The sequence below is a fragment of the Amycolatopsis balhimycina FH 1894 genome, assembly GCF_000384295.1.
Taxonomy (GTDB): domain Bacteria; phylum Actinomycetota; class Actinomycetes; order Mycobacteriales; family Pseudonocardiaceae; genus Amycolatopsis; species Amycolatopsis balhimycina.
Genome location: NZ_KB913037.1, coordinates 2,007,710 through 2,031,026 on the forward strand (window position 1 = coordinate 2,007,710; position 23,317 = coordinate 2,031,026).

Below are 23,317 nucleotides of genomic sequence, written 5' to 3' on the forward strand. Positions count from 1 at the left end.
GGCTACCGGGCGGGGCCGGGCGGCCTCCTCATGGCGCGGCACCTCGGGACAGCCGTACTGGCAGAAGAGCACCGCCTTCATGACATCCCCAGGCCAGTCGGGGACATCGGAAACCGCTGGCGCCTCGGAGCGTTGACAGTCCAGTCAGCCGGACGATATCGTCCGGTTAATGAGTATGGCCTACCTCGCACAACCCGAGCAGCAGCAACAACTCGACTGGCTCAACGGTAGTACGCTGGCGATCCTGCTGGACGCGGCGGCCACCGACGGCCAGCTGATGATGGGCCGGTTCGACGTCAGCGAGGGCGAGGCTCCGCCCTATCACCAGCACCTGCATGAGGACGAGATCTTCCTGCTGATCAAGGGCACCGCGCTGGTGTGGTGCGACGACCAGGAGTACGAGCTTGCCGAAGGCGGTGTCGTGTTCCTGCCCAAGCGAGTTCCGCACGGGTACCGCATCACCTCGAAGAAGGCCGACCTGCTGATGATCAACACGCCGGCCGGCATCGAGGGCATGTTCCGCGAGACCGGCCGGGACAAGTCCACCCCGAGGCCGCCCGGCTTCGAGGTGACGCCCGACCCGGCGATCGCCGGCAAGTACGGCAACATCGTGCTGGGCCCGCCGCGCTGACCTCCGCCGTTCGCCGTCAGCCCGAAGGCCACCACGCCCCAGTGCCTGGCCCTCGACGAACTCCCATGCCACGACTCGCTCGACGTCGGCGCCCTCGTCGAGCAGAGCGTGATCGTCCACGAGATGATCTCCGCCGCACCGCTGCGCGAGGACGTCTCGGCCAAGCTGAGCGACCTCGGCGACGTGACCGTGGAAAATCCGGGAACCGACCCGTCGGTCGCCGTACTTTGTCTTCCACGGCCGCACCTCCGTCTGCGCTCGACGACGCCGACCGCGAGGAACGAGCAAATACCGCCGGTGAATGGGCCCGGCGGCGAATGGACCCCGTACTGCGGCGACGTCCGGGTTGTAGAGCCCGGTCAGCATCCGGTTGATCAGCTCTTGTAGGTGATCTGGTGCGTCTCGCCGCGCAAATCCGGGTAGTGACTGGTCTTCCGGGGCTGCGCTGCCAGCAGTCGCTCACGAGCCGGGATCGGCCGGGGTTCAGGCCGGTTCCGACCGCGCGCAGCCGGAACCGGCCGTCCGGCTCCACGCCCGCGGTGAGCTCGCCGCCGACGTCCGCGACCTTGCGGCAGAGTTCGGCGGCGACATGCTCCTTCACTCAATCGATCCACCACTGATGATGACGTCGAATGCCGCATCGAGGATCCTTCGGGGATCGGCCGAGCGCAAGGCGAAGTCGATCGCGTCGAGCACCAGATGGGCGATGATCACGGGTCGTGGATCCTCCGGTGAGATGCCGGCCTGTTCGCGAATCGCCTCGGCGAGGACGTCCTCGTGGCCCATCCACGTCCTGCGCCAGTACTCCGACAGATCGCGGTTACCGGCGACAAGGGCGATGAAGCTCTTGGTGTTCGGGTCGGTGGCGGCTACAGCCCGCTCTATCCGGGTGTGGGCGTAGGCACGCAGAGCATCGAGAATGCCAACGCCAGGACCGCGGTCGGCCACCGTTCGGACGAGCTCCGCCGAAATTTCGCTCCCGCGGTCAACGACCAGCGCTTCCTTCGTCGCGAAGTGGTTGAGCAGCGTCGTGGGGGACACGTCAGCAGCGGACGCGACGTCCCGCACGGTCACGTTCTCGTACCCCCGCGCCAGAAACAACTCGAGCGCAACGGCTGAGATGTGGGCACGGGTCGCCGCTTTCTTGCGCTCCCGGCGTCCTGTCTGGGCCAGTTCAGCATCCACGATCCGAGCTTACTGGTGAGATGCCGGCAAAACGTGGTATGGTACCAATATTGGTATTGTACCAGTTTCGGACTCTTGCGGAAGGAGCTTCCATGGACACGGACGTCGTCATCGCGGGCGCTGGGCCTGCTGGATTGATGCTCGCGACCGAACTGGCCCTCGCGGGAGTGGGGGCCATCGTGGTCGAGACGCTCAAGGCACGCTCAGGGCAAAGCAAGGCGACGAACCTGCAACCCCGAACCGCTGAGATCTTGGAAATGCGGGGCCTGTTGACGGGTGTCGACGAACGGTCGATCGGGAGAGTTGAGGGCGGGGAGTTCGCCGGAAACACACTCGACTACGCCGCACTCGACAGCCGGTATCCGTACCAGATGGGCGTTCCGCAGGCACGCGTCGAGGAAATCCTCGAGGATCGGCTGGCCGAACTCGGGCGGGAGGTTCGCCGGAACTGGCAGCTGACCGGATTCGATCAGGATGACGACGGTGTCACCGTCCATGGCCCCGAACAACTGCGAGCACGGTACCTGATCGGATGCGACGGCGGCCGCAGCACGGTACGCGAGCTGCTCGGCGTCGAGTTCGCCGGCACCGACGCCACTCGATGGACCGCCGTAGCCGACGTCGTATGCGGCCCAGGTACGGCACAGCCACCGGTCGGCTGGTCACTGGCGGGCATGAAACCTCGTCGCCGGGCGGACGGGACCTTCGCCCGCATGGTGCCTCTCGGGGAACCAGGGCTGTATCGGTTCGTCTATTCCGATGCGCCAGAAGGAGATATCACGGCCGATGACGTCGCCGACCGGTTCCGACTTTTCTACGGCGACGAGTACGAGCTCATCGATGTCCGGTATGCGTCCAGCTTCAGCGACGCCGTTCGCCAAGTGGCCAAGTACCGCGTCGGCCGCGTGTTCCTGGCCGGCGACGCCGCACACGTTCATCCGCCGGTCGGGGCCCAGGGAATGAACCTCAGCGTTCAGGACGCGTTCAACCTGGGCTGGAAACTGGCAGCTGTCCTTTCCGGCCGGACATCCGAGGATCTGCTCAACACCTACGAGAGTGAACGACACCCCGTGGGCGCCCGCGTGCTGGCCACCATCCGGGCACAGTCCGCCTTGCAAGGCCCGGACCTCGAGCGCAAGACGCTGCGCGAGATCCTGGCCATGCTGCTCAACGTTCCCGACGCCAATCGGGTGGCCGCCGACATGATGAGCGGTCTGGACATCGACTACGGCGGCGCCGGCCACGTCGGAGGTCGACTTCCCGACTTCAAAGTGGACAAAGGCTGGGCGAGCCGGCTGTTCCACAAAGGCCAGGGTGTCCTGCTGGCCCACGACGAGAAATTCCTCGCCCCCGCTGCGCCATACCGGGATCGGATCGCCGCCACGGTGACGGACACGTTGCCCTGGGACGATGTTCAGGCAGTTCTGATCAGGCCGGACGGATACGTGTGCTGGACCGCTCCTGGCGAAGAGATGACAGGCGCGTTACGGAAATGGTTCCAGACCGGTGCATGAGGCGTGCAGGCCGGGTGACGCCCGGCACGCCACTGGGACGGGCGAAGGCGGCAGGTCTCACCGCAGAACGAGGAACCATCAACGGCGGAATCCAAACCGCTGCAACCAAGAGGAGCATCGCGATGCGAGTAGCAGAAAATCTCGAGATGTTGGCTGTGCACACGCAGGTGATGGGCGTTCCGCGTGTGTTCCACCCAACCCTGATGTGGGACAAAGAGAATGTCGTCCTCATCGACACCGGAGTACCGGGCAGCCTGGAAGAAATCAGGAACCAGGCCGAGGCCGCCGGTGCTCCGTATGCCAGGTTGAACCACATCGTGTTCACGCAGCAGGACATCGATCACATCTCGGGTGCGGCAGAGCTTCTTGCCGGGCATCCCGGCGTGGCTGTGCACGCCCATGAGAAAGATGCGCCCCACATCCGGGGTGACAAAAAGCTGAGCCGGCTGACGGACGCGTTCATGGAGCGCATTTCCGACCGCTCCGAGGAGGAACAGGCCAGGATCCTGCGAGTATTCGACAACGCCGCCACGCCGGTGGACCGAGTCCTGCGCGATGGTGACCGACTTCCGTTCTGCGGCGGAGTGACAGTGATCCACACCCCGGGCCACACGGCCGGTCACATCTGCCTCTACCACCATGCAAGCAGGACCCTCGTCGCCGGTGACGCGCTGAACATCCTGCACGGAGAGCTGGTCGGTCCAAACGAGGATCCGATGGCCGAGGACGGCGTTGTGGCGGAAGACGCCGTTTCTGCTCTCGAGAAGCTCACGGAGTACGACATCGCCGCCATCATCACCTATCACGGAGGCCTGTTCGACGCCGAACCCAACAAGAACCTCGATGAGGTCATCGCCCACCGAAAGCTGTACAGCTACAGGCGATAGGAATGAGGTGCCGGCTGGCGGTGCGGCAGCGGTTCTCCGTCGTGCCGGCGTGAAGCCACTGGCTGTCCTGTGCGCTCTGCTTGCCGACGCACCGGAGCCGATCGGTGGCGCGGACAGCTGCTGTGTGCGAGTGACGGCACGAACATGTCGAACCCCGCGAGCCAGCCGGCTTCCTCGGTCGTGCGCAGTTCCCAGATCGCGAAGTGCGTCCATCTTCTGCCAGCCGGGCAGGGTTACAGGTGCGTCGGGCATGCGCCGGCTGGTATCCGGGCCCCATCTGCCCGTGTCAGTGGGCACGTCGTCGCGTTGCCTGGAAGCTGCTTGTCTCATTCGACTCGGGCACCGCACACCGATGGGACGGCGTTGATCAACCTGGACGGCCCGTCCAAACTTCGTCTCTCGCTCACGATCCCGGCCACGTTGCCCGCGTGATCTTGCGGGCGCCGCGTACCGGTGAGGGACGCATCGGCATCCCGCATGGCCCGGAGCGACCGGGGTTCCCGGCAGTGCCGGCGGCGTAGGTCGCAGGGCACGGCGTGAGATGCCCGCGAAAGCGCTCCTTCGACTACTTGCCTATCCGGAAAGAAGTGAGTACTTTCCAAGTAGGCAAGTAGTCGAAGGAGGTAGTCATGGACGAGCAGCAAGCAGCGGAAGCCCTGGCCACGGTTCGGGCACACGAGGACCGGACCCGACGGGCGGCACGCCTGCCGTGGTGGGTCTATGCCGCGGTCTTCGTGCTGGCCGCCGGGGGAATGGCGCTCAACGACGTGATCAGTCTCAGTGGCGCGAAACTCGTCGCCGTTCTGGTCCTGGTGGTGCTGGCCGTGGTGTTCGCGACCAGTCGCGTGAACGGTCCGGCGCCGCTGGGTAGGGTGCGCGGCGTGCAGCGCCGTCAGCCTTTCGTCCCGTGGGTCTTCGGTGTCGTGGCCTTCATCGCGGGTCTCGGCGCGTGGCTGATCTCCCGCTACGGCAGCGAGGTCACCCACGACCTCGCCGACGCCGTCGGCCTGCCCGGGTATCCCAACACTGTTGCCGGGGTGCTCTACGGCGCCGCGTTCACCGCGCTGTTCGCCCTTTCGCAGCTGCTGCTCACGGTGGCCCAGCGGCGGCAGCCCGCATGACAGCTCCACCACCGTCCGGACTGGACCGCCTGCTGTCGGATCCGACGCGGCTGGCGATCATGTCGGTGCTGTGCGCGGCACAGTGGTGCGATTTCGCTTTTCTGCGGGACGCGGTGTCCCTGTCGGACTCCGCGCTGTCCAAACAGCTGACGACGCTGAAGAAGGACGGGTACGTCGAGCAGCGGCGGACGTATGCCGGGCGGGTGCCCAAGACGTCGGTCCAGGCCAGCGACGGGGGCCGGCAGCGGTTCCTCGCGCACGTCGAGGCGCTGCGGATGATCGTGGAGCGGACCCGCAGTCCGCAGACCGGATAGCTGTTGCCGGCCTGCTGACAGCGGTGTCCGAGCCAGGTGGACGCTGGATATCCGGGTTTCTCCATCGCGATCAGTCATCCTGGGCGGGAGCACCTTCGAGGGTGCCGCCGAAGGTGCCGATCCCCTCGGTCAGCAGGTCGAATGCCTCGTCGATCACCCGTCCCTGGTCCATGACGACGGCCGAGGCCGGTTCGCCGGCGATGAGCCGGCGAACGGGGGTGACCACGACGGTGGTCGCCGCGGCCAGGAGCAGGCGGGCGACCAGGTCGGCGCGGACCGGATCGCCGGTTTCCTCGCTCAACTCGCGGGCTACGGCCGATTCCAGGTACTCGCGTTGTTCCCGGGCTCGCGAGAGCAGCGCGGGACTGGCCGCGATCAGGTGACCGAACTTCGCCATGCCGGGCGCGGCGGTGGACAGCACGTGTCGCTGGGCCAGCAGCCGGTGCATCAGCCCCCGGACCGCCTCGACGACGGACTGACCAGGCGGACGGTGCCGGAGGGCGTCGACGAGCAGTTTTTCGGCCTCTGCCTGCAGATCCAGGAGCAGGTCCTCCTTGCGCGGGAAGTAGTTGGTCACCGTGGCCTTGGCGACGCCGGCCGCCTCGGCGATCTCCACGACCGTCACGGCCTCGAACCCGCGCTGAGCGAACAGACGTGTCGCGACATCGGAGATGTGCTGCCGGGCCTCCCGCTTCTTGCGTTCTCTCAGTCCCTCGCGCATGGTCGAAAACCATACCAGGACCAAACTTGACACGATCATAATTTTAGTATCATCATAGTTTTATGGATGATGATGTGGTGGTGGCCGGCGCCGGCCCGGTCGGGCTCCTGCTCGCGGCCGAGCTGAGCCTCGCCGGCGTTTCCGTGACCGTGCTGGAACGCCTGACCGAGCAGAACCAGGCCCTCAAGGCAGGCGGGATCAACGGGCGCAGCAACCAGCTGCTCGCCCGCCGCGGGCTCGGCGCCCGGATCGCCGCGGAAGCCGCGAAGTACGGTGATGGATTCGCCGCGTTCACTCGCGAGCGCACCGCCCCCGGCGCCAACAGCCGGCCGCGAGCCCGGCTCGGCGGGCACTTCGCGGGGCTGCTCCTGAACACCGAATCGGCCCTCGAGGTCCCGCCCGCCACCGCCCTGCCGCAGCAAGCGCTGGAGCGGCTGCTCGGCGCGTGGGTGGCCGAGCTCGGCGTACCGGTGCTGACCGGCCACGAGGTCACCGGCCTCAGCCAGAACACGGACGAAGTGACGGTGCGCGTGCGCACGAGCGAGGGCACGAAAGCCATCCGGTGCGCCTATCTCGTCGGCTGTGACGGCGGCCGCAGCACCGTTCGCAAGCTCGCGGGGTTCCCCTTTCCCGGTACTGACCCGTTGACCACCGGTTACCAGGCGGCGCTCACCCTGGACCCCGCCGTGCCCCTGCCCACCGGCTGGCACGCCACCGACCGCGGGCTGTACGCCTACGGACCGAAACCCGGCCGGATCCTCGCCGTGGAATTCACCGGCCCGCCCGCCGACCGCGATGCCCCGGTCACTCAGGCCGAGTTGCAGGAAGCACTGCGCCGCATCAGCGACACGGACGTGATCGTCACCGAAGTCGAATCGGCGGCCAGGTTCACCGACAACACCCGCCAAGCGGCGACCTACCAAAGGGGTCGCGTTCTGCTGGCCGGCGACGCCGCACACGTGCATCCGCCGTTCGGTGGCCAAGGCCTGAACATCGGCCTGCAGGACGCCGCCAACCTCGGGTGGAAGCTGGCCGCGACCGTGCGGGGGTGGGCACCGAGCGGGTTGCTGGACAGCTACACCACCGAACGTCACGCGGTAGCCGGACAGGTACTGGAGAACACCCGCGCCCAGATCGCGCTCATGCGACCGGACCCGCACAGCCGCGCGATGCGAGCTCTGTTCGCGCAGCTCCTCGAAGCCGACGTGACTCTGACCGACTTGCTGGGAGCCCGGCTGCAAGGCCTCGACGTCCGCTACGACGCGGGCCCTCGGACTCACCCGTTGACCGGGCGTTACCTGCCCGACCTCCCCGGCCTGGCAGACGCCATGCGGCTGCCCCGGCCGGTGCTGGCCGAGCTGAGTGACTCGGCGGGGTTGGGTGCTGTCGTCGAAGGATGGAGTGACCGGGTCGACCTGCGTCGCCTACCCGCGGTGCCTGGCGTGACCGCGTTGCTGCTCCGCCCGGACGGCTACGTCGCCTGGGCCGCGGACGGCGCCCCGGACGTGGCTTCGCTTCACGAAGCCCTGACCACGTGGTTCGGCGAACCACGCTGAGCGATTCCGTCGGCTTGTTCCTCGGGCGCGATCGTGCTGCCCCGGCCGCGGCGATCGGGATCCTAATCCGTCGCCGGTTCAGCAGTCTGATCCGGCTGGCCGGTCCGGTTCAGAAGGCCGGCGAGGTAGATGTCGGCATGGCGGCGAGCGGTGGATTTCCAGTCCGGCACGTGGGGCAGGCCTTGTGCCAGCAACGCGCCGAACGTGACGATGTCCGCTCGGGTGACCTCGATCCGGATCGAGCCGTCACCTTTGCCCCGTTCGAGGATCGAGCCCAGCGTCCGATGGGCCTCGTCTCGCAGTGCGACCGTGGCCTGGTCGTTGATGACCGGCCCGCCGTGCATCGGGAGCACAAGGTCCGTTCCGTGCGCGATGGTCCGCTCGAGAAAGAAGCGAATCCCCTCGATCGGCGGCCCGTCGAGGGCCGCGGCTCGCCGGGCGGTCTCCAGCACGAGCTGGAAGGACCGGTGCGTCAACGCGCTGAGCAGCGCGTCCCGCGACGGGAAGTGGCGGTACACGGTCCCGACGCCGACCCCGGCGTCCGCCGCGATGGTGGCCATCGGAACCGCGGTCCCTTCCCGGCGGACCGCGACTGCAGCGGCTTCCAGGACCCGGTCGCGGTTGTCGACCGCATCGCGCCGCAGCTCCCGCCGCCTGCCGGGCTCGTCCCGTTTCCCGCTCACGGCACCGATCATTGCAGGCCGGTGCTCCGCCGGCGTCATTGACAGCAGATCGCGTGTTCCGGCCCCGATCGCCGTCGATCCGGTCTGTACGAATCTCTGGAAAGCAGGACCGTTGTGACGTTCACCGTCGACCCTGAGGCCGGTGAGGGCGAGCTGTATCTGTGCGGTCAAGACTGCTATTCCAACAAGATCGTCGGCTGCTCCATCGCCACGCACATGCGGGCCTCACTCGCCGTCAGCGCGCTGCGTAACGCGATCGCACTGCGCGACCCGCACGGTGTCGTGGTCCACTCCGACCGCGGATCCAATTCCGGTCGGCGGCCTGCCGACGTCTGCTGCGCGGCCATGGGCCGAGCGGGTCGATGGGCCGGGTCGGGGCGGGCGTGCGGTGACAACGCCGCGATGGAATCGTTCTTCTCGTTGCTGCAGAAGAACGTCCTCGATACCCGGCGGTGGCGCACCCGGGAGGCACTCCAGTCGGCGATTGTGCCGGGTCGAGACGAAGTATCACGCAAACGCCGCCAACGCACCCCTGGGCAAGCTCACCCCGGTCGAGTTTGAGGCCATCTCCACCACCGCAGCAGCGGCCTGAATCTTTACCGTCTCGATGCCCACGTCAGCCAGGCCCGCGTCACACGAGATCATAAACTGTCCAGCCCGGTCGCGGATGAGAAACCTGAAGTCATCAGCGCGACATCGGCGGTCGTAGTCCAGCGCCACACCCAACCGAACCACGACCAGCGACACATCCTCGAATGCAACACGAAGCGTAGCAACACGACGATTTTCCGGGGAAGCAGCGGGGGTTGAGGCCAGTTGCCGACAGCCAGGTCGTCGCTGAGCTCGGCGAAGGAGCGTGCGGCTTGGCGGCGCCAGACCAGGCGTCACCAAGCTCGAACCTGACCGAGCACGAAGCACACGCGTCGCCACAGCGCTACGAGACTCGGGAAAGCACCCGCATCCCGGAATCGGTCAGTCGTTGCCTACTCGGCTACGGTGAAGGTCGGCTTCGCGCTGTCCGAGCCGTACCTGAGGTAGGACACAAGCTGCTCCCCCAGCTCACGTTCCTCAGCTGGGTTCGCGGGCAGGGGCCAGCGCAGTTTCCGGTAGAGATCCAGCCGGTGAAGATCGACCGCGGCCTCGATCAGTTCGGCGTGGGTTCGCGCCGCCCCGTGGACGACGGTGCGTTGCAGCAGCACCGCGGCGGCGATGCCCAGCGGGGCCACCCACCACACCCACGGGCCGAGAACGACGAGCAAAAGGCACCAGAATACCGCCATGACCGCCCGCTCCAGCGCGTTCACGGCGGCGGTGATCTCCTTCTGGGTGGGTTCCGGCATGACGAGGAACAGGTGCGGCCAGATCGCGACCGGGTCGAGGCCGTACTTGTCGATCGGCCGGGTCTGGGCGGCACGCACCAAGTTGCCGAGCGTGGTGGGCAGGTACCGGTCGGACTCGCTGGGCAACTGCCGAAGCCGCCGATCCAGCCGGGCGTCGGTGCGTTGTTCTCGTTCGAGCTCTTGCATCGCTCCGGCGTCGCGGTCGGCGGCGCTCGTGATGCGGCGCACCAGACGCGCTCGAACGGGGTCCAGCCAGGTCGGCCAGTATCCTTGCAGCCATCTGAGGACCTGCGGAGTCATCGCGAGAACGACGACGGCGACCAGTGTCACGCCGACCAGAACGGCCGCCGTTGCCAGGCCCTGTTCGAAACCGGAGCGTCCCGTCAGCCATCGCGTCGTTCGGGCGATGAGGGCCCCGCCGTCGTGGCTGGACCAGGCAGCGACGGCCGCGCCCAGGAAAGCTGTCGCCAGGAGCGCCGCGCCGAACACGCGTTGCGAGGCCCGCCCGCTGACCGTCCGGAAGATCGAGTCGATCACGGTTGTTCCTCGGTGCGGACCAAGTCGACGTCGTGCACCGGGCACTTCGGCGGTCGCTCCCCGACGAAGCGCCGGTACCAGACCAAAGTGCCCTCGGGGCAGGTGAACGTCGCGGACGGCCGCACGAACCCGGGATCACCGCTCAAGCGGGTGTAGTCCCGCTCGCTCGCCGAGACCGCCTCCAGGTAGTCGGACATCCACTCGCGCACCCGGTCTTGCCGGCTGATCACCGATATCAGGCTCTCGTCGTCGGGTGCAGCCGCGAGCTCGGCCGTGAACGTGCCCGCCGACTCCGTCCCGATCAGTTCGGGCAGGTGAGGCCGCACTGCTGCCGCGGCACCGCGGATCGACGATTCTTCGTTGGACACTCGGAGCTCCTCATGCACCTACGTAGATGAACGGCGCCCAGAAGTATGGCTCACTGAACGGGCGGTCGGTCGACGGCCGCAGTCGCAGGAACTCGAGCGCCGGCGGCAAGTCTGCGCATTCTCGGAGAATCTCGCCCGCGGACACGGTGCGCAACCACTTGCGGGCACGGGCCAGCGCCACCGGCGGCTCCGAACTGCGGTACTCGCGGTAGAACGTCTGCACGAGCAAGAGGGTCGCCGCGTCGTCCACCTGCCACAGCGTTCCGATGACGCCGATTGCGCCGCTGTGGATGCACGCGGACGGCAGGCCGACGACTTCGTCACGCGCGGACAAGACGTCGCTGATCCCGGTCTGACAGGCGGAGAGGAACGCGAGCCGCACGCCGTTGAGCAACTGGTGCTGGATGAGTTCGCGCAGCGGTAACGGTTCCTCGTCGACGTAGATGGCTGATTCGGCAGGCTCGTCGAGCTGGTAGATCCCATGCGTCGCGAGATGCAGGTGATCGAATCGCGCCAGCGCGGCCAGCAAGTCGTCCTTGGCCGACGGCCCCGCCGGCACCGTGAGCCCGTCACCGAACATCGCGGCGACGGCTTCGACTTCGCGGCTCGCGAGCGGGAGGGATCGATGGGCGTAGCCGAGCACGCCGGGTCGCCGTCCGCTCTTCCGTGCCAGCCTCGTGCGGCAGTGGTGCCGGACTTCGGCGGAGACGGCGTGGACCAGGACCGAGCCGTCTTCGGTGAACAGAGCGAAGGGCACGGCGCTCCACGGGCCCATCGGGACGATCATGGTCGTCCCGAGACCCTGCAGGCCGTCCCGCAACCATCCCGCCACCGGCGACCGTTGCAAGTCCTCGATCGCCTGGCGCATCAGCTCGCCACCGAGAACCGCGCCCACGAGCAGCCCGCCGCGGGGCCCGTCGCGGTGGAGCAGCAGCGCGGCCAGGTGCTCGTGCGTGAATGCGTGCTCCCGCTTCTCGATCAGGCCGGTTTCCGGCCGAAGGGTGAGCATGACCGTGCCCCACGCCGACGACAGGATGTAGACGACTGCGTCCAGCCCGGCGGCGTACCGGCGGATCGCGGCGACGTCGGTCGGCGCCGGGGTGGTCAGCCGGGCGCGCGCCTGCGCCGCCGCTCGCCGGGCCGACTCCAGCTCGGACTGTCGTTGCCGGTCCTCGGAGCGTGCCTGCTGGGCCGTGGTACGCGGGTGGGCGAGCCACGGCACGCGGACAGCGGCCTCGGCGGCCCGCATCGACGCGAGGGCACTGAGGTACTCCCGATACTCGTCCGAGTCGTGGTCGGCCGACAGGTCCACTGTGTCCGGGTCGAGTTCGAGGGCCTCCCGCAACGCGAACGCCCGGCCCGCCTCGGCGAGCATCGCCGCCTGTGCGAGATCGCCGGCGCGGGCCGTCGCGTACGCCGCGGAAGTGTGCGCTACGCCGGCCTGCCGGAACAGCGCCGTTCGGGCGGACGCCCGCGCCGCGTCTTGATATGCGTACCGGAATGCGGTGACCGCGGACTGGAAGGCCTCGGCCGCTTCCGGCCACCGCGCGGCCTCGGCGTGGCATTCGCCGACGACGTCGGCGGCCCGGGCGGCGATGACCGGCGCCCGCGCCGGAGTCAGCTCCTGCAACGCGAGCTCACCATGCACGACCGCCGCGCCCAGGTTCCCGTGGATCTGGTGCACGACCGCCTTGTTGAGCTGGGCGATTCCCCACTCGAACGGAAGGCTGTCACGCGGTAGTGCCTTGATCGCATCCTCTGCGCACTTCAAGGATCCAGGCAGATCCGGATCGGCCATTTGCGCCTTGACCAGGCTGAGCCCGGACATCGTCAGACCCCACGCCCGTGGTTGGCGGTCTCGGTCGTGGAGGAGGATCGCCCGGGCACCGTGTTCCAGGGCGCGGCCGGCGTACTCGACGGCCCCGCTGTTCACCCGTCGGCCGAAGAGGGTGGCGAGCTGCTGATGGCATTCGCCGGCGACGGGAGTGTCGGGCTCGACGGCCGCGAGAACCTCTTCGATCAAGTCGACGGACTGCTGCTCGAACCGCTCGACCGGCTCCAGATCGCGCTCGAGCATGGTCATCGCCAGTCCGAGCCGGGCGCGGGACCATTCGCCGAGATTGTTCTCCCGGCGGGTCGCGGCCGTCGCATTGCTGAAGCAGGTGAACGCCATCTCGATGTTACCGGCCCGGTCACCGGCGTAGCGCTCCTGATAGCAGATCCCGAGGTTGTTCTGGACCATCGCCCACTCCATCGGAGCGTGTTCGCGCCGTAGTCCGGTCGCGGCGAATTCCAGTTCTTCACGGGCCTTCTCGATGTTGGCCGACCGATCACCGCGCTGCGAGCGCAGGTACTGCATACCCAGGTTGTTGCGGATCAGCGCAACGGTGAAGGCACTCTCCGCCGGGTCGAGCAGCGCCAGCGCTTCTTCGCCCAGCCGGAAGCTACGTGCCTCGTTCTCAGCCGGGTCGCCGGTGAGGCGGGCACCGTACGCGTTGTGCAGATTGCCCAGAACGGCGGCGCGGCGAGCCCGGTCGCGGAGGCTGTCGACCCGGCTCAGCTCCGGGAGTCCGAGGGCTTCCTCACCGACCCTGATGGACCGTTCGATCCAGGTATCCACAGCGCCGGTTCGCCTCTGTTCGTAGTACATCATGCCGAGGTTGCTCAGTGCGGCGGCCAGCCAGGTGCGCTCCGCTTCCGCGCGCAGCACGGGCAAGACCGGCTCCAGGATGGCAATCGCCTCAGTGTGGTCCTCGACACCGCTGTGCTCGTCCAGCTTGAAGCGGGCCAGGGCGCGGTAGACGCTCGCGTGCGCCCGCTGACTGCCTTCGGCCCGCTCCTCCAACGCTGTCGACTGGATCAGCGCCCGCTCGAACCCCTGCGGCGTCGCGCCGCGCACCGGATCGATGAGCTCTTCGATCTGGGTCAGCTCCACGGCGATTCGGAGCTTTTCCAAGACCGGGGTCACTTCTGCGATGCGCTGGTCGGCTGCCTCGCCGAAGCGCCGTCGGGCGAGGCTCAGTTCCGCGAGCGAGGTGTCGACCTGCGTCAGTTGGTCCACGACAGCGGCTGACGGATCGAGGCGCTCCCGAATCCGGGCGAGCAGAGCTTCCAGATCGTCCGGAAGGGGCTCCTCCGGTGGCGCAGCCTCCTGGTTCGCCGGCGTCGGCTCCGTCATCCAGTTCTCGATGACCGGGGTTATCGCCTCGAGTTCGCCCCAGCCGACGTGCGGTGCCTCGGTCAGGTTTTCGGCCGCGCGGACCACCTGCGCCAGATCCGTCCCGGTCCACTGGCTGTCGTGGCGGCTCATCCCCGGCACCGCGATGTACAACATCGTGGGCAGGTGTCGCTGGTGGTAGACGAGCAGGGGATGCGGAAGGCGCGTGGTGCTGTGGCAGTAGCGGCAGACGAAGTCGAAGATGATCCCCTCGCGAATTTCGTCGAGAACCTGGGGCTCGGCCTCCAGATTGCGGATCATGCGCAGCTCGACGAGCATCTGCCGACGGCACCCGTCGCACTCGGCGACACCCCCTACCGGGTCATACATGTCAAGCTCCAACCTGGCACTTTCGATATGGGGCACTGGTCCCGCCGGCAAACTGCGACCCGGGCGCCGGCATCCAGTCCCCCGGTGATATCTGCACCGTTATACCGAGTTTCACATCGAAACACAGCGGCGACTGCAGTGGGAAAAACGCGTTCATGCCACTGATCGCGTTGCCACCGGGGTCACCGCCCGCGACGGACACGAATGATCACGCCGCACGCCCCAATACCGATGAGGCGGCGTTGAGCGCGTCTGACCGATCGTCATCCGAGCCAACCGAGCCGATCGCGCACAATGGCCGACGTGACGATCACCCTGCCCCTACCGCAGATCGAGTCGCAGCCACCTTGGGGCTGCGCCCATGGCGGCTGGACGACCTACCGGCGCTGGTCGAAGCTCACCGCGATCCAAGGCTGCGCCGGTGGCTGGCCACCGCCCTGGCCGACGAAACCGAAGCCCGGCAGTGGCTGGACCATCCGGTCCAATACCCCGGGCATCATGACCGGCCGCAGGACGACCAGGTCGGGCAACGCCAAGACCAGCGATGTCGATTCCAACACCGACGCGGTGCCGCCCCGATGCTGACTGGGACATGTTCGTTGTCGCGTACTTCCAGGCGTTGCGACAGACCATCTGGCCCTTTCCAGGTTCACGGGGCAGCGCGTTCGAGTTCGGGCGCTCCGGACGGCCGGATTCGCTTCACACGGGAAGCCGAACATGGTATCGGTCGATACCGTATCGTGTGATTCGTTGCTGCTAGCGTGCCTTCATGACCGCTGATGCTCCACGTCGGGCGACCGACCGCCCTGGGGATGGTTCACCCTTCGCGCTCGGGCTGTTGCTGCGGCGGGCGCACTGGCGCGCCGCCGCGGTGATGACCGAGGCGCTGCGGCCGCTCGGCATCGAGCTGCGGCATTTTGCCGTGCTGATCGTGCTCGCCGATCGTGGGCCCACCCTGCAGCGGGACCTCGGAGCGGAGACCGGGTCCGACAAGGCGGGGATCATGCGCGTCGTCGACGACCTGGAGCGCAAGGGCCTGGCCGTGCGCAAGGCCGTCCCCGGGGACCGGCGGGCACGGGCCGTCGAGATCACGCCCGCGGGCCTGGAGCTGTTCGACGCTGCCCACGTCGCCGCGGAACCGCTGGCCGAACGCCTGGCCGGCGATCTGGAGCCCGGCGAGCCCGAGCGGCTGGCGGAGCTGCTGACCCGGTTCGCTCATCCCGAGAACCCCAAAGCTTAAGCCGCCGAAAAGTCGCGTCCGTCACCATGCGGGATGTTAGTATCGACCACGAAAGTATCGAATGATACTGTCTCACTAGTAACCAACTAGGTGGAGGCGGACGATGGACGTCTACGAGGCAGTCGAGAGCCGGCGGGCGGTGCGCGGGTTCACCGACCGGCCCGTGCCGGAGGAGACGCTGCGGCGGGTCCTGTCCGCCGCCGCTCAGGCTCCTTCCGGTTCGAACCTGCAGCCTTGGCGGAGCTACCTGCTGACCGGCGCGCCGCTGGCCGAGCTCAAGAAGCGGACCGGCGAGCGCCTGGCTGCCGGCGACCCCTGGGACGAGCCGGAGTACGAGCAGTACCCGGCCACGCTGAAAACTCCGTACCGCGAGCGCCGGGCCGCTTTCGGCGAGCAGCGGTACGGTTCGCTCGGCATTCCCCGGGAGGACGTGGAAGCGCGCCAGCGCGCCGCTTCCGCGAACTGGGACTGTTTCGGCGCCCCGGCGGCCCTGTTCTGCTACCTCGACCGCGACCTGTGCCGGCCCCAGTGGTCCGACGCCGGGATGTACCTGCAGACCATCATGCTGCTGCTGCGCGCCGAAGGACTGCACAGCTGCCCGCAGATGGCGTGGGCGAAGTTCCACGAGACCGTCTCGGAGATCTTGTTGCCGCCGAAGGAACTTCTCCTCTTCTGCGGCCTGTCGATCGGGTTCGAAGACACCGCAGCCGACACGTACCGCACGCCCCGGGCCCCGCTCGACCAGACAGTCACGTTCGTCGACGCCTGACCACCTTTTCTTCCCCTTCAAGAAAATCCGGAGTAGATCATGGCCACCTTGCTGCACCTGGACACGTCCGTCTGGCCGGAGTCCGTCTCCGCCTCCCGGCCGGTCACCGCCGCCTTCCGCAAGGCCTGGGAAGAGCAGCACCCGGACGGCACCGTCGTCTACCGCGACCTCGCCGCCGAGCCGGTCCCCCACCTCGGCACGGCCGGCGCCGAGGCCGGGTTCGCCGACCCGGCCACCCACACCCCGGAGCAGGCCGCCGCCTTCTCCCGGCGCGTCGAACTGGCCGAGGAGCTGGAGCGCGCCGACGTCGTCCTCATCGCCGCCCCGATGTACAACCTCACGATCCCGTCGACCCTGAAGGCATGGCTCGACCACATAGTCATCGCGGGACGGACTGCCGGTCCCGGCTCGTCGGTCGCCGGCACCCCGGTCCACGTCGTCGCCAGTCGGGGCGGCTCCTATGAACCGGGCACGCCTCGCGAGGGCACGGACTACGTCCGGAACTACCTGACGGCCGTCCTCGGCGGCACCATGGGGATGAAGGTCGACTTCATCGTCCCCGAACTCACCAGGGCCCACCTCCACCCGGCCATGGCCGCGCTGGTCCCGAAAGCCGAAGCATCCCGGGCGAAGGCCCTCGAAGAGGCCGTGATCAAGGGGAAGGCCGCCGCGCGGCACGCCGCTGCCTAGGTCGTGGGAACGTCGCGGATGGATCATCGCGGGCTGCCATAATCGTGGCTGACCAGCGCAGAACCACCGCGGCGAAAGCGGACCACGATGGCGTTTCGAGGGCATTCCGGACTGGTGGGGCGGGGATCGGAGTGCCGAGTCCTCGATCAGCTGGCCGCGGCCGTTCGAGCCGGCGAAAGCCGCGTGCTCGTCATGCACGGCGCACCAGGAGCCGGCAAGACCGCCCTGCTGGAGTACCTGGAGAGCGCGGCGACCGGCGTCCGGGTCCTGCGTACGGCCGACCTCGAGTCCGAACTGGAGGTGGCCTACGCCACCCTCCACCACCTGTGCAAGCCACTGCTGAACCGGCTGCCTGACCTGCCCACGCCGCAACGCGAAGCGCTCGAGACGGTGTTCGAGATCCGAGCCGGCACCCCGCCGAACCGGTTCCTGGTCGGCCTGGCGATCCTCAGCCTCCTGTCGGACGTCTCGGCCGACGGCCCGGTGCTGTGCGTGATCGACAACGCGCAGTCGATGGACAGCGCCTCGGCGCAGGTCATCGGCTTCGTCGCCCGCCGGCTGCTGGCGGAGCCGGTCGCCCTCGTCCTCGCCACCCGCCACCGGGGCGGGGACCTGCTCGGGCTGCCGGAGCTGGCGGTAACCGGGCTCGGCGAAGCCGACGCCCACGCCCTCCTCGACTCGGCGGCCCACGCCGGCCTCGACCAGCACATCCGCGACCGGATCGTGGCCGAGGCCAAGGGCAACCCGCTCGCCCTGCTGGAACTGCCTCGCGAGCTGACCGCCGGCCGGGCGGCGGGCGGGTTCGGCCTGCCGGACACCGGCACGCTGCCCAACCGGGTCGAGCGGAGCTTCCTGAAGCGGGTCGAGGAGCTCCCCGAGCAGGCTCGGCTGCTGCTCCTGGTCGCCGCCGCCGAGCCGGTCGGCGACCCCACCGTGGTGTGGCGCGCCGTCGAACGGCTGGGCGTCACGCCGGCGGCGGCCCTCGGCGAGACGGACGGGCTGCTGTCGTTCGACGTCCGCGTGACCTTCCGCCATCCGCTCGCACGATCGGCCGTGTACCGGGCCGCAGGGGACACAGACCGCCGGGCAGTGCACCTGGCTTTGGCCGAAGTCACCGACCCGGAGTCCGGCGAGGACCGGCGTGCCTGGCACCTGGCCTCCGCCGCCGCCGAACCGGACGAGCACGTTGCCGCAGAGCTCGAGCGGTCCGCCGGCCGGGCGCGGGCCCGCGGCGGCCTGGCCGCGGCCGCCGCCTTTCTTCAGCGATCCGTGGCGCTCACCGTCGACGCCACCCGCCGCGCCGAGCGTGCCGTGGCGGCCGCGGACGCCAGCGTCCGGGCAGGCGACCTCGCGGGCGCACGCCGGCTCGCCGACATCGCCGAAACCGAGGCGCCCAGCGAGTTCCTCCGCGGGCGAGCCCACCTGGTGCGGGGGCGTATCGCCCACGCGGCGGGCGACGACGACGCCCCACGCTTGCTGCTGGCCGCCGCGCGGCGGCTGGAGCCCTTCGATCCGGCTCTCGCGCGGGAGACCTACCTGCTCGCCTGGGGTACCGCCGCGTCGGGGGCCGCGGACGACGAGAATCTCGTGGCGATCTCCCGGGCGATCCGGGAACTTCCCCCACCGGAAGGCGCTCCGCGGCCGCTCGACCTGGTGCTCACGGGCTGCGCGCTGCTCGTCACCGAGGGCCGGGCCGCCGCGATCGGCCCGTTGCGCACGGCGATGGCCGCGCTCGCGGACGTGCCCACCCCGGACTTGCTGAAGTGGGGCTGGGTGGCCTGCGGGGTGAGCCCCGCGGCCTGGGACGAGCAGGTCATGTGCGAGACGTACGCGAGGGCCGCCGAGGTGGCGCGCACCACGGGCAGCCTGACCGAGCTGCCCGTCTACCTCGCCTGCTTGGGATCGGCGAAGTCGGTGACCGGGGACTTCGCCGCCGCCGCGGCGACCTTCGCCGAAGCCGAGGCCGTCGCCACCGCCACCGGCTTGCCCGCTCCGCCGCACCCCCTCATCCTGAAAGCATTGCAGGGCAAGGAGCCTGCCGCGGCCGCACCGGCCGGCGGGCCGATCGCCCATTGGACGGCCGCGGTCCTCTACAACGGACTCGGCCGCTACGAGGAAGCGCTGTCGGCGGCCCGGGCCGGCGCGGAGGTCGCCCAGCTGATCGTCTCGGTGTGGGTGCTGCCCGAGCTCGTCGAAGCGGCGGTGCGGGTGGGCGACGACAAGATCGCCCGCCGCGCGCTAGATCACCTGGCGGACGCGGCGGTCGGGTGCGACACGGACTGGGCGCGGGGGATCCTGGCTCGGTCACGGGCCCTGCTCGCCGGGAACGACACCTCCGACGACCTCTACCACGAGGCCATCGAGCGGTTGGGCCGGACGTTGTTGCGGCCCGATTTGGCCCGGGCGCACCTGCTGTACGGCGAGTGGCTGCGCCGCCGGACCCGGCGCGCCGATGCCCGGCACCACCTTCGCACGGCGCACGACATGTTCGTCTCGATCGGCATGACAGCGTTCGCCGAGCGGGCCCGCGGCGAGCTGCTCGCCGTCGGAGAACTGGCGCGGAAGGGCACTGCCGGGGCCTCGCCGAGTGACGAGCTGACCCCGCAGGAACGGCAGATCGCCCTGCTCGTCCGGGAGGGCTTCTCCAATCCCGAAGTGGGTGCCCGGCTCTTCCTCAGCCCGAGGACGGTCGAGTGGCACCTCCGCAAGATCTTCACCAAGCTGTCGATCACCTCCCGGCGGCAGATCCGCGACGCCTTGCCGCACAACGAATGACCGTTCCCTGGTCCGAGCGGCCCCGGAGGTTGTGGCGTCGCGAATGACTCATTCGGGACGCCAGAGGTCCCCGATGAGTCATTCGCGACGCCGGACTCGCGTGACACGCCCGGCGGATCACGCCTGGCGCAGCACCGCCTCGATCTCGAGGGTGATCTGCACCTTCTCGCCGACCACGACCCCACCGCCGTCGAGCGGCAGCTTGACCGTGACGCCGAAGTCGTTGCGGTCGATGGTCGTGGAAGCCGAGATGCCGGCCCGGGTGCCCCCGGCGGTGTCCGGCACGATGCCGTTCACCTCCAGCGCCAGCGACACCGGCCGGGTGATGCCCTTGATGGTCAGGTCCCCGTCGGCGACGAGGCCGTCGCCGTCAACCCGCACGCCGGTCGAGCGGAAGGTCCAGAGCGGGTGGTTCTCCACGTCGAGGAACGAGGCCGAACGCACGTCCTTGTCCCGCCACTCGTTGCCCGTGTCCACCGACGCGGCCTCGACCGTGGCCGTGACCGACGAGCCGGTCACGTCTTCCCCGGTCACGATCCGGCCCGTGAACCGCCCGAACCGGCCGTGCACCTTGCTCACCATCATGTGCGGCACGGTGAAGGACACATCGGAGTGGACGGGGTCGACGTCCCAGATCCCCGCGATGTAGCCGGGAATCGAAATCTTCGCTGCCGTGGTCATTGCTGCGCGAGCCACTTGTCGAACGTGATCTCCCCGAGCCGGGCGTCCGGGCCGGGCAGCAGCGTCCGCTCCCCCAGCCGCACCCCGTAGTAGGTGGCCTGCTCGTCGACGACGACGTCACGGGGGTCACCCTTGGCCGCAAGGCCCTTGCGCACCAGCTCGGGCAGCTGGAACTGCTCCGGGCCGCCGATCTCGCGGAGCCCGTTCACCGGCTGCCCGATGGCGACGTGGCCGAGGCCGGCGGCGACATCCTCGGCGGCCATCGGCTGGATCAGCCCCGGCGGCAGGCGGACCACGCCGTCGACCGTGCTGATGTCCGCGATGGTCTTGACGAACTCGAAGAACTGGGTGGCGTGCACGATCGAGTACGCCTGGCCGGACTCGCGGATCAGCCGCTCCTGAACGCTTTTGGCGCGGAAGTAGCCCGACTCCAGCATCCGGTCCGTGCCGACCACCGACAGCGCCACGTAGTGCCCGACACCGGCCTTCGCCGCACACTCGAGCAGGTTGGTGGTGGAGGTCCGGAAGAACTCCAGCACCGGATCGTCGGCGAACGACGGCGAGTTCGACACGTCCACCACGACCGCGGCGCCGTCGAGCACCTCGGCCAGCCCTTCTCCGGTCAGGGTGTTCACCCCGGTGTTCGGGGCGGCGGCCACCGCCTCGTGACCGTGCTCGCCCAGTTTGCCGACCAGCTTCGAGCCGATCAGCCCGGTTCCCCCGATTACGACGACCTTCACGACATTTCCCTTCGTCCGGCGAACAGCTTCCGCAGCAAGGACAAGCCGGCGCGGGGATGTGTGACGCAGGAGGCAGTCACATCTGTGCGGGCCGCACTGTCCTGGTGGTGAAAGGTGCCCGGCCGAGCCGCGAGGTAAGAGCGAGAACACCGGGTTTCAGACGGCTCTCCGGAGTACGCGTCAAGCAGAGCGTGGCTGGTCCCACCCGCCGCCGGGCGCCTTCACCGGACGAGGAGAGGACCACGCATGAACCCGACCGAGCGCAGGATCGCGACCTCCGCACTGGTGATCGGCACCGGCGGCTCCGGCCTGCGCGCCGCGATCCGGCTGGCCGAACGCGGCACCGAGGTGCTCCTGGTGGGCAAGCGGCCCAGCGCCGACGCCCACACCAACCTCGCCGCGGGCGGGATCAACGCGGCACTCGGCACCATGGACCCCGAGGACACCTGGCAGCAGCACGCCGCGGACACGCTGCAGGAAAGCTACTTCCTCGCGGACCCGCGCACCGTCCGGATCGTCGCCGAGGGCGCCGCCCGGGGCATCGCGGAGCTGGAAAGCTGGGGCATGCCGTTCGCCCGCGAGGCCGACGGGCGGGTCTCCCAGCGGTTCTTCGGCGCGCACACCTTCCGGCGGACCGCGTTCGCCGGCGACTACACCGGCCTGGAGATCCAGCGGACCCTGGTGAACCGGGCCCGGCAGCTTTCCGTGCCGATCATCGACACGATGTACGTGACCCGGATCCTCACGCGCGACGGCGTCGTCTTCGGCGCCTACGGGTTCGACCTGGGCGACGGGACCCGGTACCTGATCCACGCCGACGCCGTGATCCTGGCGGCCGGCGGGCACACCCGGATCTGGCGGCGGACCTCGTCACGGCGTGACGAGAACACCGGCGACTCGTTCCAGCTCGCCGTCACGGCGGGCGCGCGCATCCGCGACCCCGAGCTCGTCCAGTTCCACCCCTCCGGGCTGATCGCCCCCGAGGACGCGGCCGGCACGCTCGTGTCCGAGGCGGCCCGCGGCGAGGGCGGCATCCTGCGCAACCAGCTCGGCGAGCGGTTCATGGCCCGCTACGACCCGGCCCGGATGGAGCTGTCCACCCGCGACCGGGTCGCCCTCGCCGCCTACACCGAGATCAAGGAAGGCCGCGGCAGCCGGAACGGCGGAGTGTGGCTCGACGTCTCGCACCTGCCCCGGGAAACGATCATGCAGCGGCTCCCCCGCGTCTACCAGACCCTGATCGAACTGCAGATGCTCGACATCACCACCACGCCGATCGAGGTCGCCCCGACGGCTCACTACTCGATGGGCGGGGTGTGGGTGCGGCCGGACGACCACGGCACCGGGGTGCCGGGCCTGTACGCCATCGGCGAGGCCGCCAGCGGGCTGCACGGAGCCAACCGGCTCGGCGGCAACTCGCTGATCGAGCTGCTCGTCTACGGCCGGATCGCCGGCGACGCCGCCGCGGACTACTCGGCCGGCCTCGATGCCCAGCAGCGTGACGCGGCCGCGGTCGCCGAGGCACGCGACGAGGTGGACCGGCTGCTCGCGGCGAACGGGCCCGAGAACGTCCGCTCCCTGCAGCGGGCGATCCGCGACACGATGACCGAGCACGCCGGCGTCGTGCGCGACGAAGCGGGCCTCGCGACGGCACTGGGCCGGCTCGACGACATCGAAGCGACCGCGAAGGACGTAGGTGTGCACCCCGACCGGGCCGGCTTCCAGGATCTGGCCCACGCGTTCGACCTGCGGTCGTCACTGGTCGCCGCCCGCGCGACCGTGGAGGCCGCGATCGAGCGCCGGGAGACCCGTGGCTGCCACAACCGCTCCGACTTCCCGGAGCCGGACCCGGCGCTGCAGGTCAATCTGGTCTGGTCGGGGCCGGGGCAGGTGACCCGCGAGGCGGTGGCACCGGTGCCCACGGAGATCGCGGCCTTCGTCCGGGAAGTCTCGACGGCGGGCAAGCTCGTCGAATGATCACTTGCCGGTGACCCGGCGCCGGCCCCGGTAGTCTCCTC

At 69.0% G+C, this 23,317-nt stretch carries 22 protein-coding genes; 14 read left to right on the top strand and 8 right to left on the bottom strand.

Annotated features, from left to right (window positions below):
* Positions 1-169: 169 nt before the first annotated feature.
* Both A3CE_RS0108225 and A3CE_RS56280 read left to right on the top strand, forming a co-directional pair.
* The gene (locus A3CE_RS0108225) at positions 170-631 is read left to right on the top strand and encodes a cupin domain-containing protein (protein ID WP_026468281.1); all 462 of its coding nucleotides are present in this window, start codon (positions 170-172) and stop codon (positions 629-631) included.
* 108 nt (positions 632-739) lie between these two features.
* Entirely contained in the window at positions 740-1,018 is a 279-nt protein-coding gene (locus A3CE_RS56280; RefSeq protein WP_125591692.1) for a hypothetical protein, read from the top strand.
* 210 nt (positions 1,019-1,228) lie between these two features.
* Here the strand turns inward: A3CE_RS56280 and A3CE_RS0108230 are convergent, their stop codons facing one another.
* Complete coding sequence (locus A3CE_RS0108230; RefSeq protein WP_020639598.1) at positions 1,229-1,816, bottom strand: TetR/AcrR family transcriptional regulator; 588 nt, start codon at positions 1,814-1,816, stop codon at positions 1,229-1,231.
* Positions 1,817-1,908: 92 nt separating this feature from the next.
* Here A3CE_RS0108230 and A3CE_RS50455 point away from each other — a divergent pair, with 92 nt between their 5' ends.
* From A3CE_RS50455 to A3CE_RS0108250, 4 genes are all read left to right on the top strand, one after another.
* A complete protein-coding gene (locus A3CE_RS50455) occupies positions 1,909-3,330 on the top strand; it encodes an FAD-dependent monooxygenase (RefSeq protein ID WP_020639599.1) in 1,422 nt (473 codons plus the stop codon).
* A 14-nt stretch (positions 3,331-3,344) separates the two neighbouring features.
* Positions 3,345-4,217: an MBL fold metallo-hydrolase gene (locus tag A3CE_RS0108240; protein WP_211231822.1), complete on the top strand. Its 873-nt coding sequence runs from the start codon at positions 3,345-3,347 to the stop codon at positions 4,215-4,217.
* Between the two features lie 629 nt (positions 4,218-4,846).
* Positions 4,847-5,338: a hypothetical protein gene (locus A3CE_RS0108245; protein ID WP_020639601.1), complete on the top strand. Its 492-nt coding sequence runs from the start codon at positions 4,847-4,849 to the stop codon at positions 5,336-5,338.
* Positions 5,335-5,652 carry a winged helix-turn-helix domain-containing protein gene (locus tag A3CE_RS0108250; protein ID WP_020639602.1) on the top strand — a complete coding sequence of 106 codons (318 nt, stop codon included), beginning with the start codon at positions 5,335-5,337 and terminating at the stop codon, positions 5,650-5,652. The genes A3CE_RS0108245 and A3CE_RS0108250 overlap by 4 nt, the downstream gene beginning before the upstream one ends.
* A 70-nt stretch (positions 5,653-5,722) precedes the next feature.
* Here A3CE_RS0108250 and A3CE_RS0108255 read toward each other — a convergent pair whose 3' ends face one another.
* A complete protein-coding gene (locus tag A3CE_RS0108255; protein ID WP_020639603.1) occupies positions 5,723-6,373 on the bottom strand; it encodes a TetR/AcrR family transcriptional regulator in 651 nt (216 codons plus the stop codon).
* Between the two features lie 62 nt (positions 6,374-6,435).
* On the opposite strand from A3CE_RS0108255, the gene A3CE_RS0108260 reads away from it, so the two are divergent.
* The gene (locus A3CE_RS0108260) at positions 6,436-7,929 is read left to right on the top strand and encodes an FAD-dependent monooxygenase (protein ID WP_026468285.1); all 1,494 of its coding nucleotides are present in this window, start codon (positions 6,436-6,438) and stop codon (positions 7,927-7,929) included.
* 62 nt (positions 7,930-7,991) lie between these two features.
* On the opposite strand, the gene A3CE_RS0108265 is transcribed toward A3CE_RS0108260, so the two are convergent.
* Complete coding sequence (locus A3CE_RS0108265) at positions 7,992-8,612, bottom strand: TetR/AcrR family transcriptional regulator (RefSeq protein WP_245589458.1); 621 nt, start codon at positions 8,610-8,612, stop codon at positions 7,992-7,994.
* 114 nt (positions 8,613-8,726) lie between these two features.
* Between A3CE_RS0108265 and A3CE_RS54900 the strand changes: the two genes are divergently transcribed.
* A complete protein-coding gene (locus A3CE_RS54900; RefSeq protein WP_169523951.1) occupies positions 8,727-9,173 on the top strand; it encodes a DDE-type integrase/transposase/recombinase in 447 nt (148 codons plus the stop codon).
* Between the two features lie 422 nt (positions 9,174-9,595).
* Here A3CE_RS54900 and A3CE_RS50460 read toward each other — a convergent pair whose 3' ends face one another.
* Genes A3CE_RS50460 through A3CE_RS0108290 form a run of 3 tightly spaced genes read right to left on the bottom strand, consistent with a single transcriptional unit; the run spans position 9,596 to position 14,404 of the window.
* Positions 9,596-10,489, bottom strand: a complete 894-nt coding sequence (locus A3CE_RS50460) for a hypothetical protein (protein ID WP_020639608.1) — start codon at positions 10,487-10,489, stop codon at positions 9,596-9,598.
* Positions 10,486-10,857 carry a hypothetical protein gene (locus A3CE_RS0108285; protein ID WP_020639609.1) on the bottom strand — a complete coding sequence of 124 codons (372 nt, stop codon included), beginning with the start codon at positions 10,855-10,857 and terminating at the stop codon, positions 10,486-10,488. Before A3CE_RS0108285 ends, A3CE_RS50460 begins: the two co-directional genes overlap by 4 nt.
* Positions 10,858-10,867: 10 nt before the next feature.
* Positions 10,868-14,404 (bottom strand): CHAT domain-containing protein, encoded by a 3,537-nt coding sequence (locus tag A3CE_RS0108290; protein WP_084641384.1) that lies wholly within the window; start codon positions 14,402-14,404, stop codon positions 10,868-10,870.
* Between the two features lie 303 nt (positions 14,405-14,707).
* Between A3CE_RS0108290 and A3CE_RS56290 the strand changes: the two genes are divergently transcribed.
* From A3CE_RS56290 to A3CE_RS0108315, 5 genes are all read left to right on the top strand, one after another.
* A complete protein-coding gene (locus A3CE_RS56290; RefSeq protein WP_125591690.1) occupies positions 14,708-14,989 on the top strand; it encodes a hypothetical protein in 282 nt (93 codons plus the stop codon).
* Between the two features lie 184 nt (positions 14,990-15,173).
* Positions 15,174-15,644 carry a MarR family winged helix-turn-helix transcriptional regulator gene (locus A3CE_RS0108300; RefSeq protein WP_026468286.1) on the top strand — a complete coding sequence of 157 codons (471 nt, stop codon included), beginning with the start codon at positions 15,174-15,176 and terminating at the stop codon, positions 15,642-15,644.
* A gap of 103 nt (positions 15,645-15,747) precedes the next feature.
* A complete protein-coding gene (locus A3CE_RS0108305) occupies positions 15,748-16,413 on the top strand; it encodes a nitroreductase (protein WP_020639613.1) in 666 nt (221 codons plus the stop codon).
* A 39-nt stretch (positions 16,414-16,452) separates the two neighbouring features.
* On the top strand, positions 16,453-17,103 hold the full coding sequence (locus A3CE_RS0108310) for an FMN-dependent NADH-azoreductase (RefSeq protein WP_020639614.1): 651 nt from the start codon (positions 16,453-16,455) through the stop codon (positions 17,101-17,103).
* A gap of 87 nt (positions 17,104-17,190) precedes the next feature.
* Positions 17,191-19,878, top strand: coding sequence for a helix-turn-helix transcriptional regulator (locus A3CE_RS0108315; protein WP_043790749.1), 2,688 nt, complete (start codon positions 17,191-17,193; stop codon positions 19,876-19,878).
* A 117-nt stretch (positions 19,879-19,995) separates the two neighbouring features.
* Here A3CE_RS0108315 and A3CE_RS0108320 read toward each other — a convergent pair whose 3' ends face one another.
* A complete protein-coding gene (locus tag A3CE_RS0108320) occupies positions 19,996-20,559 on the bottom strand; it encodes a YceI family protein (RefSeq protein WP_020639616.1) in 564 nt (187 codons plus the stop codon).
* Positions 20,556-21,299 carry an SDR family oxidoreductase gene (locus tag A3CE_RS0108325; protein ID WP_020639617.1) on the bottom strand — a complete coding sequence of 248 codons (744 nt, stop codon included), beginning with the start codon at positions 21,297-21,299 and terminating at the stop codon, positions 20,556-20,558. Before A3CE_RS0108325 ends, A3CE_RS0108320 begins: the two co-directional genes overlap by 4 nt.
* A gap of 246 nt (positions 21,300-21,545) precedes the next feature.
* On the opposite strand from A3CE_RS0108325, the gene A3CE_RS0108330 reads away from it, so the two are divergent.
* The gene (locus tag A3CE_RS0108330) at positions 21,546-23,276 is read left to right on the top strand and encodes an L-aspartate oxidase (RefSeq protein ID WP_020639618.1); all 1,731 of its coding nucleotides are present in this window, start codon (positions 21,546-21,548) and stop codon (positions 23,274-23,276) included.
* Positions 23,277-23,317 lie beyond the last annotated feature (41 nt).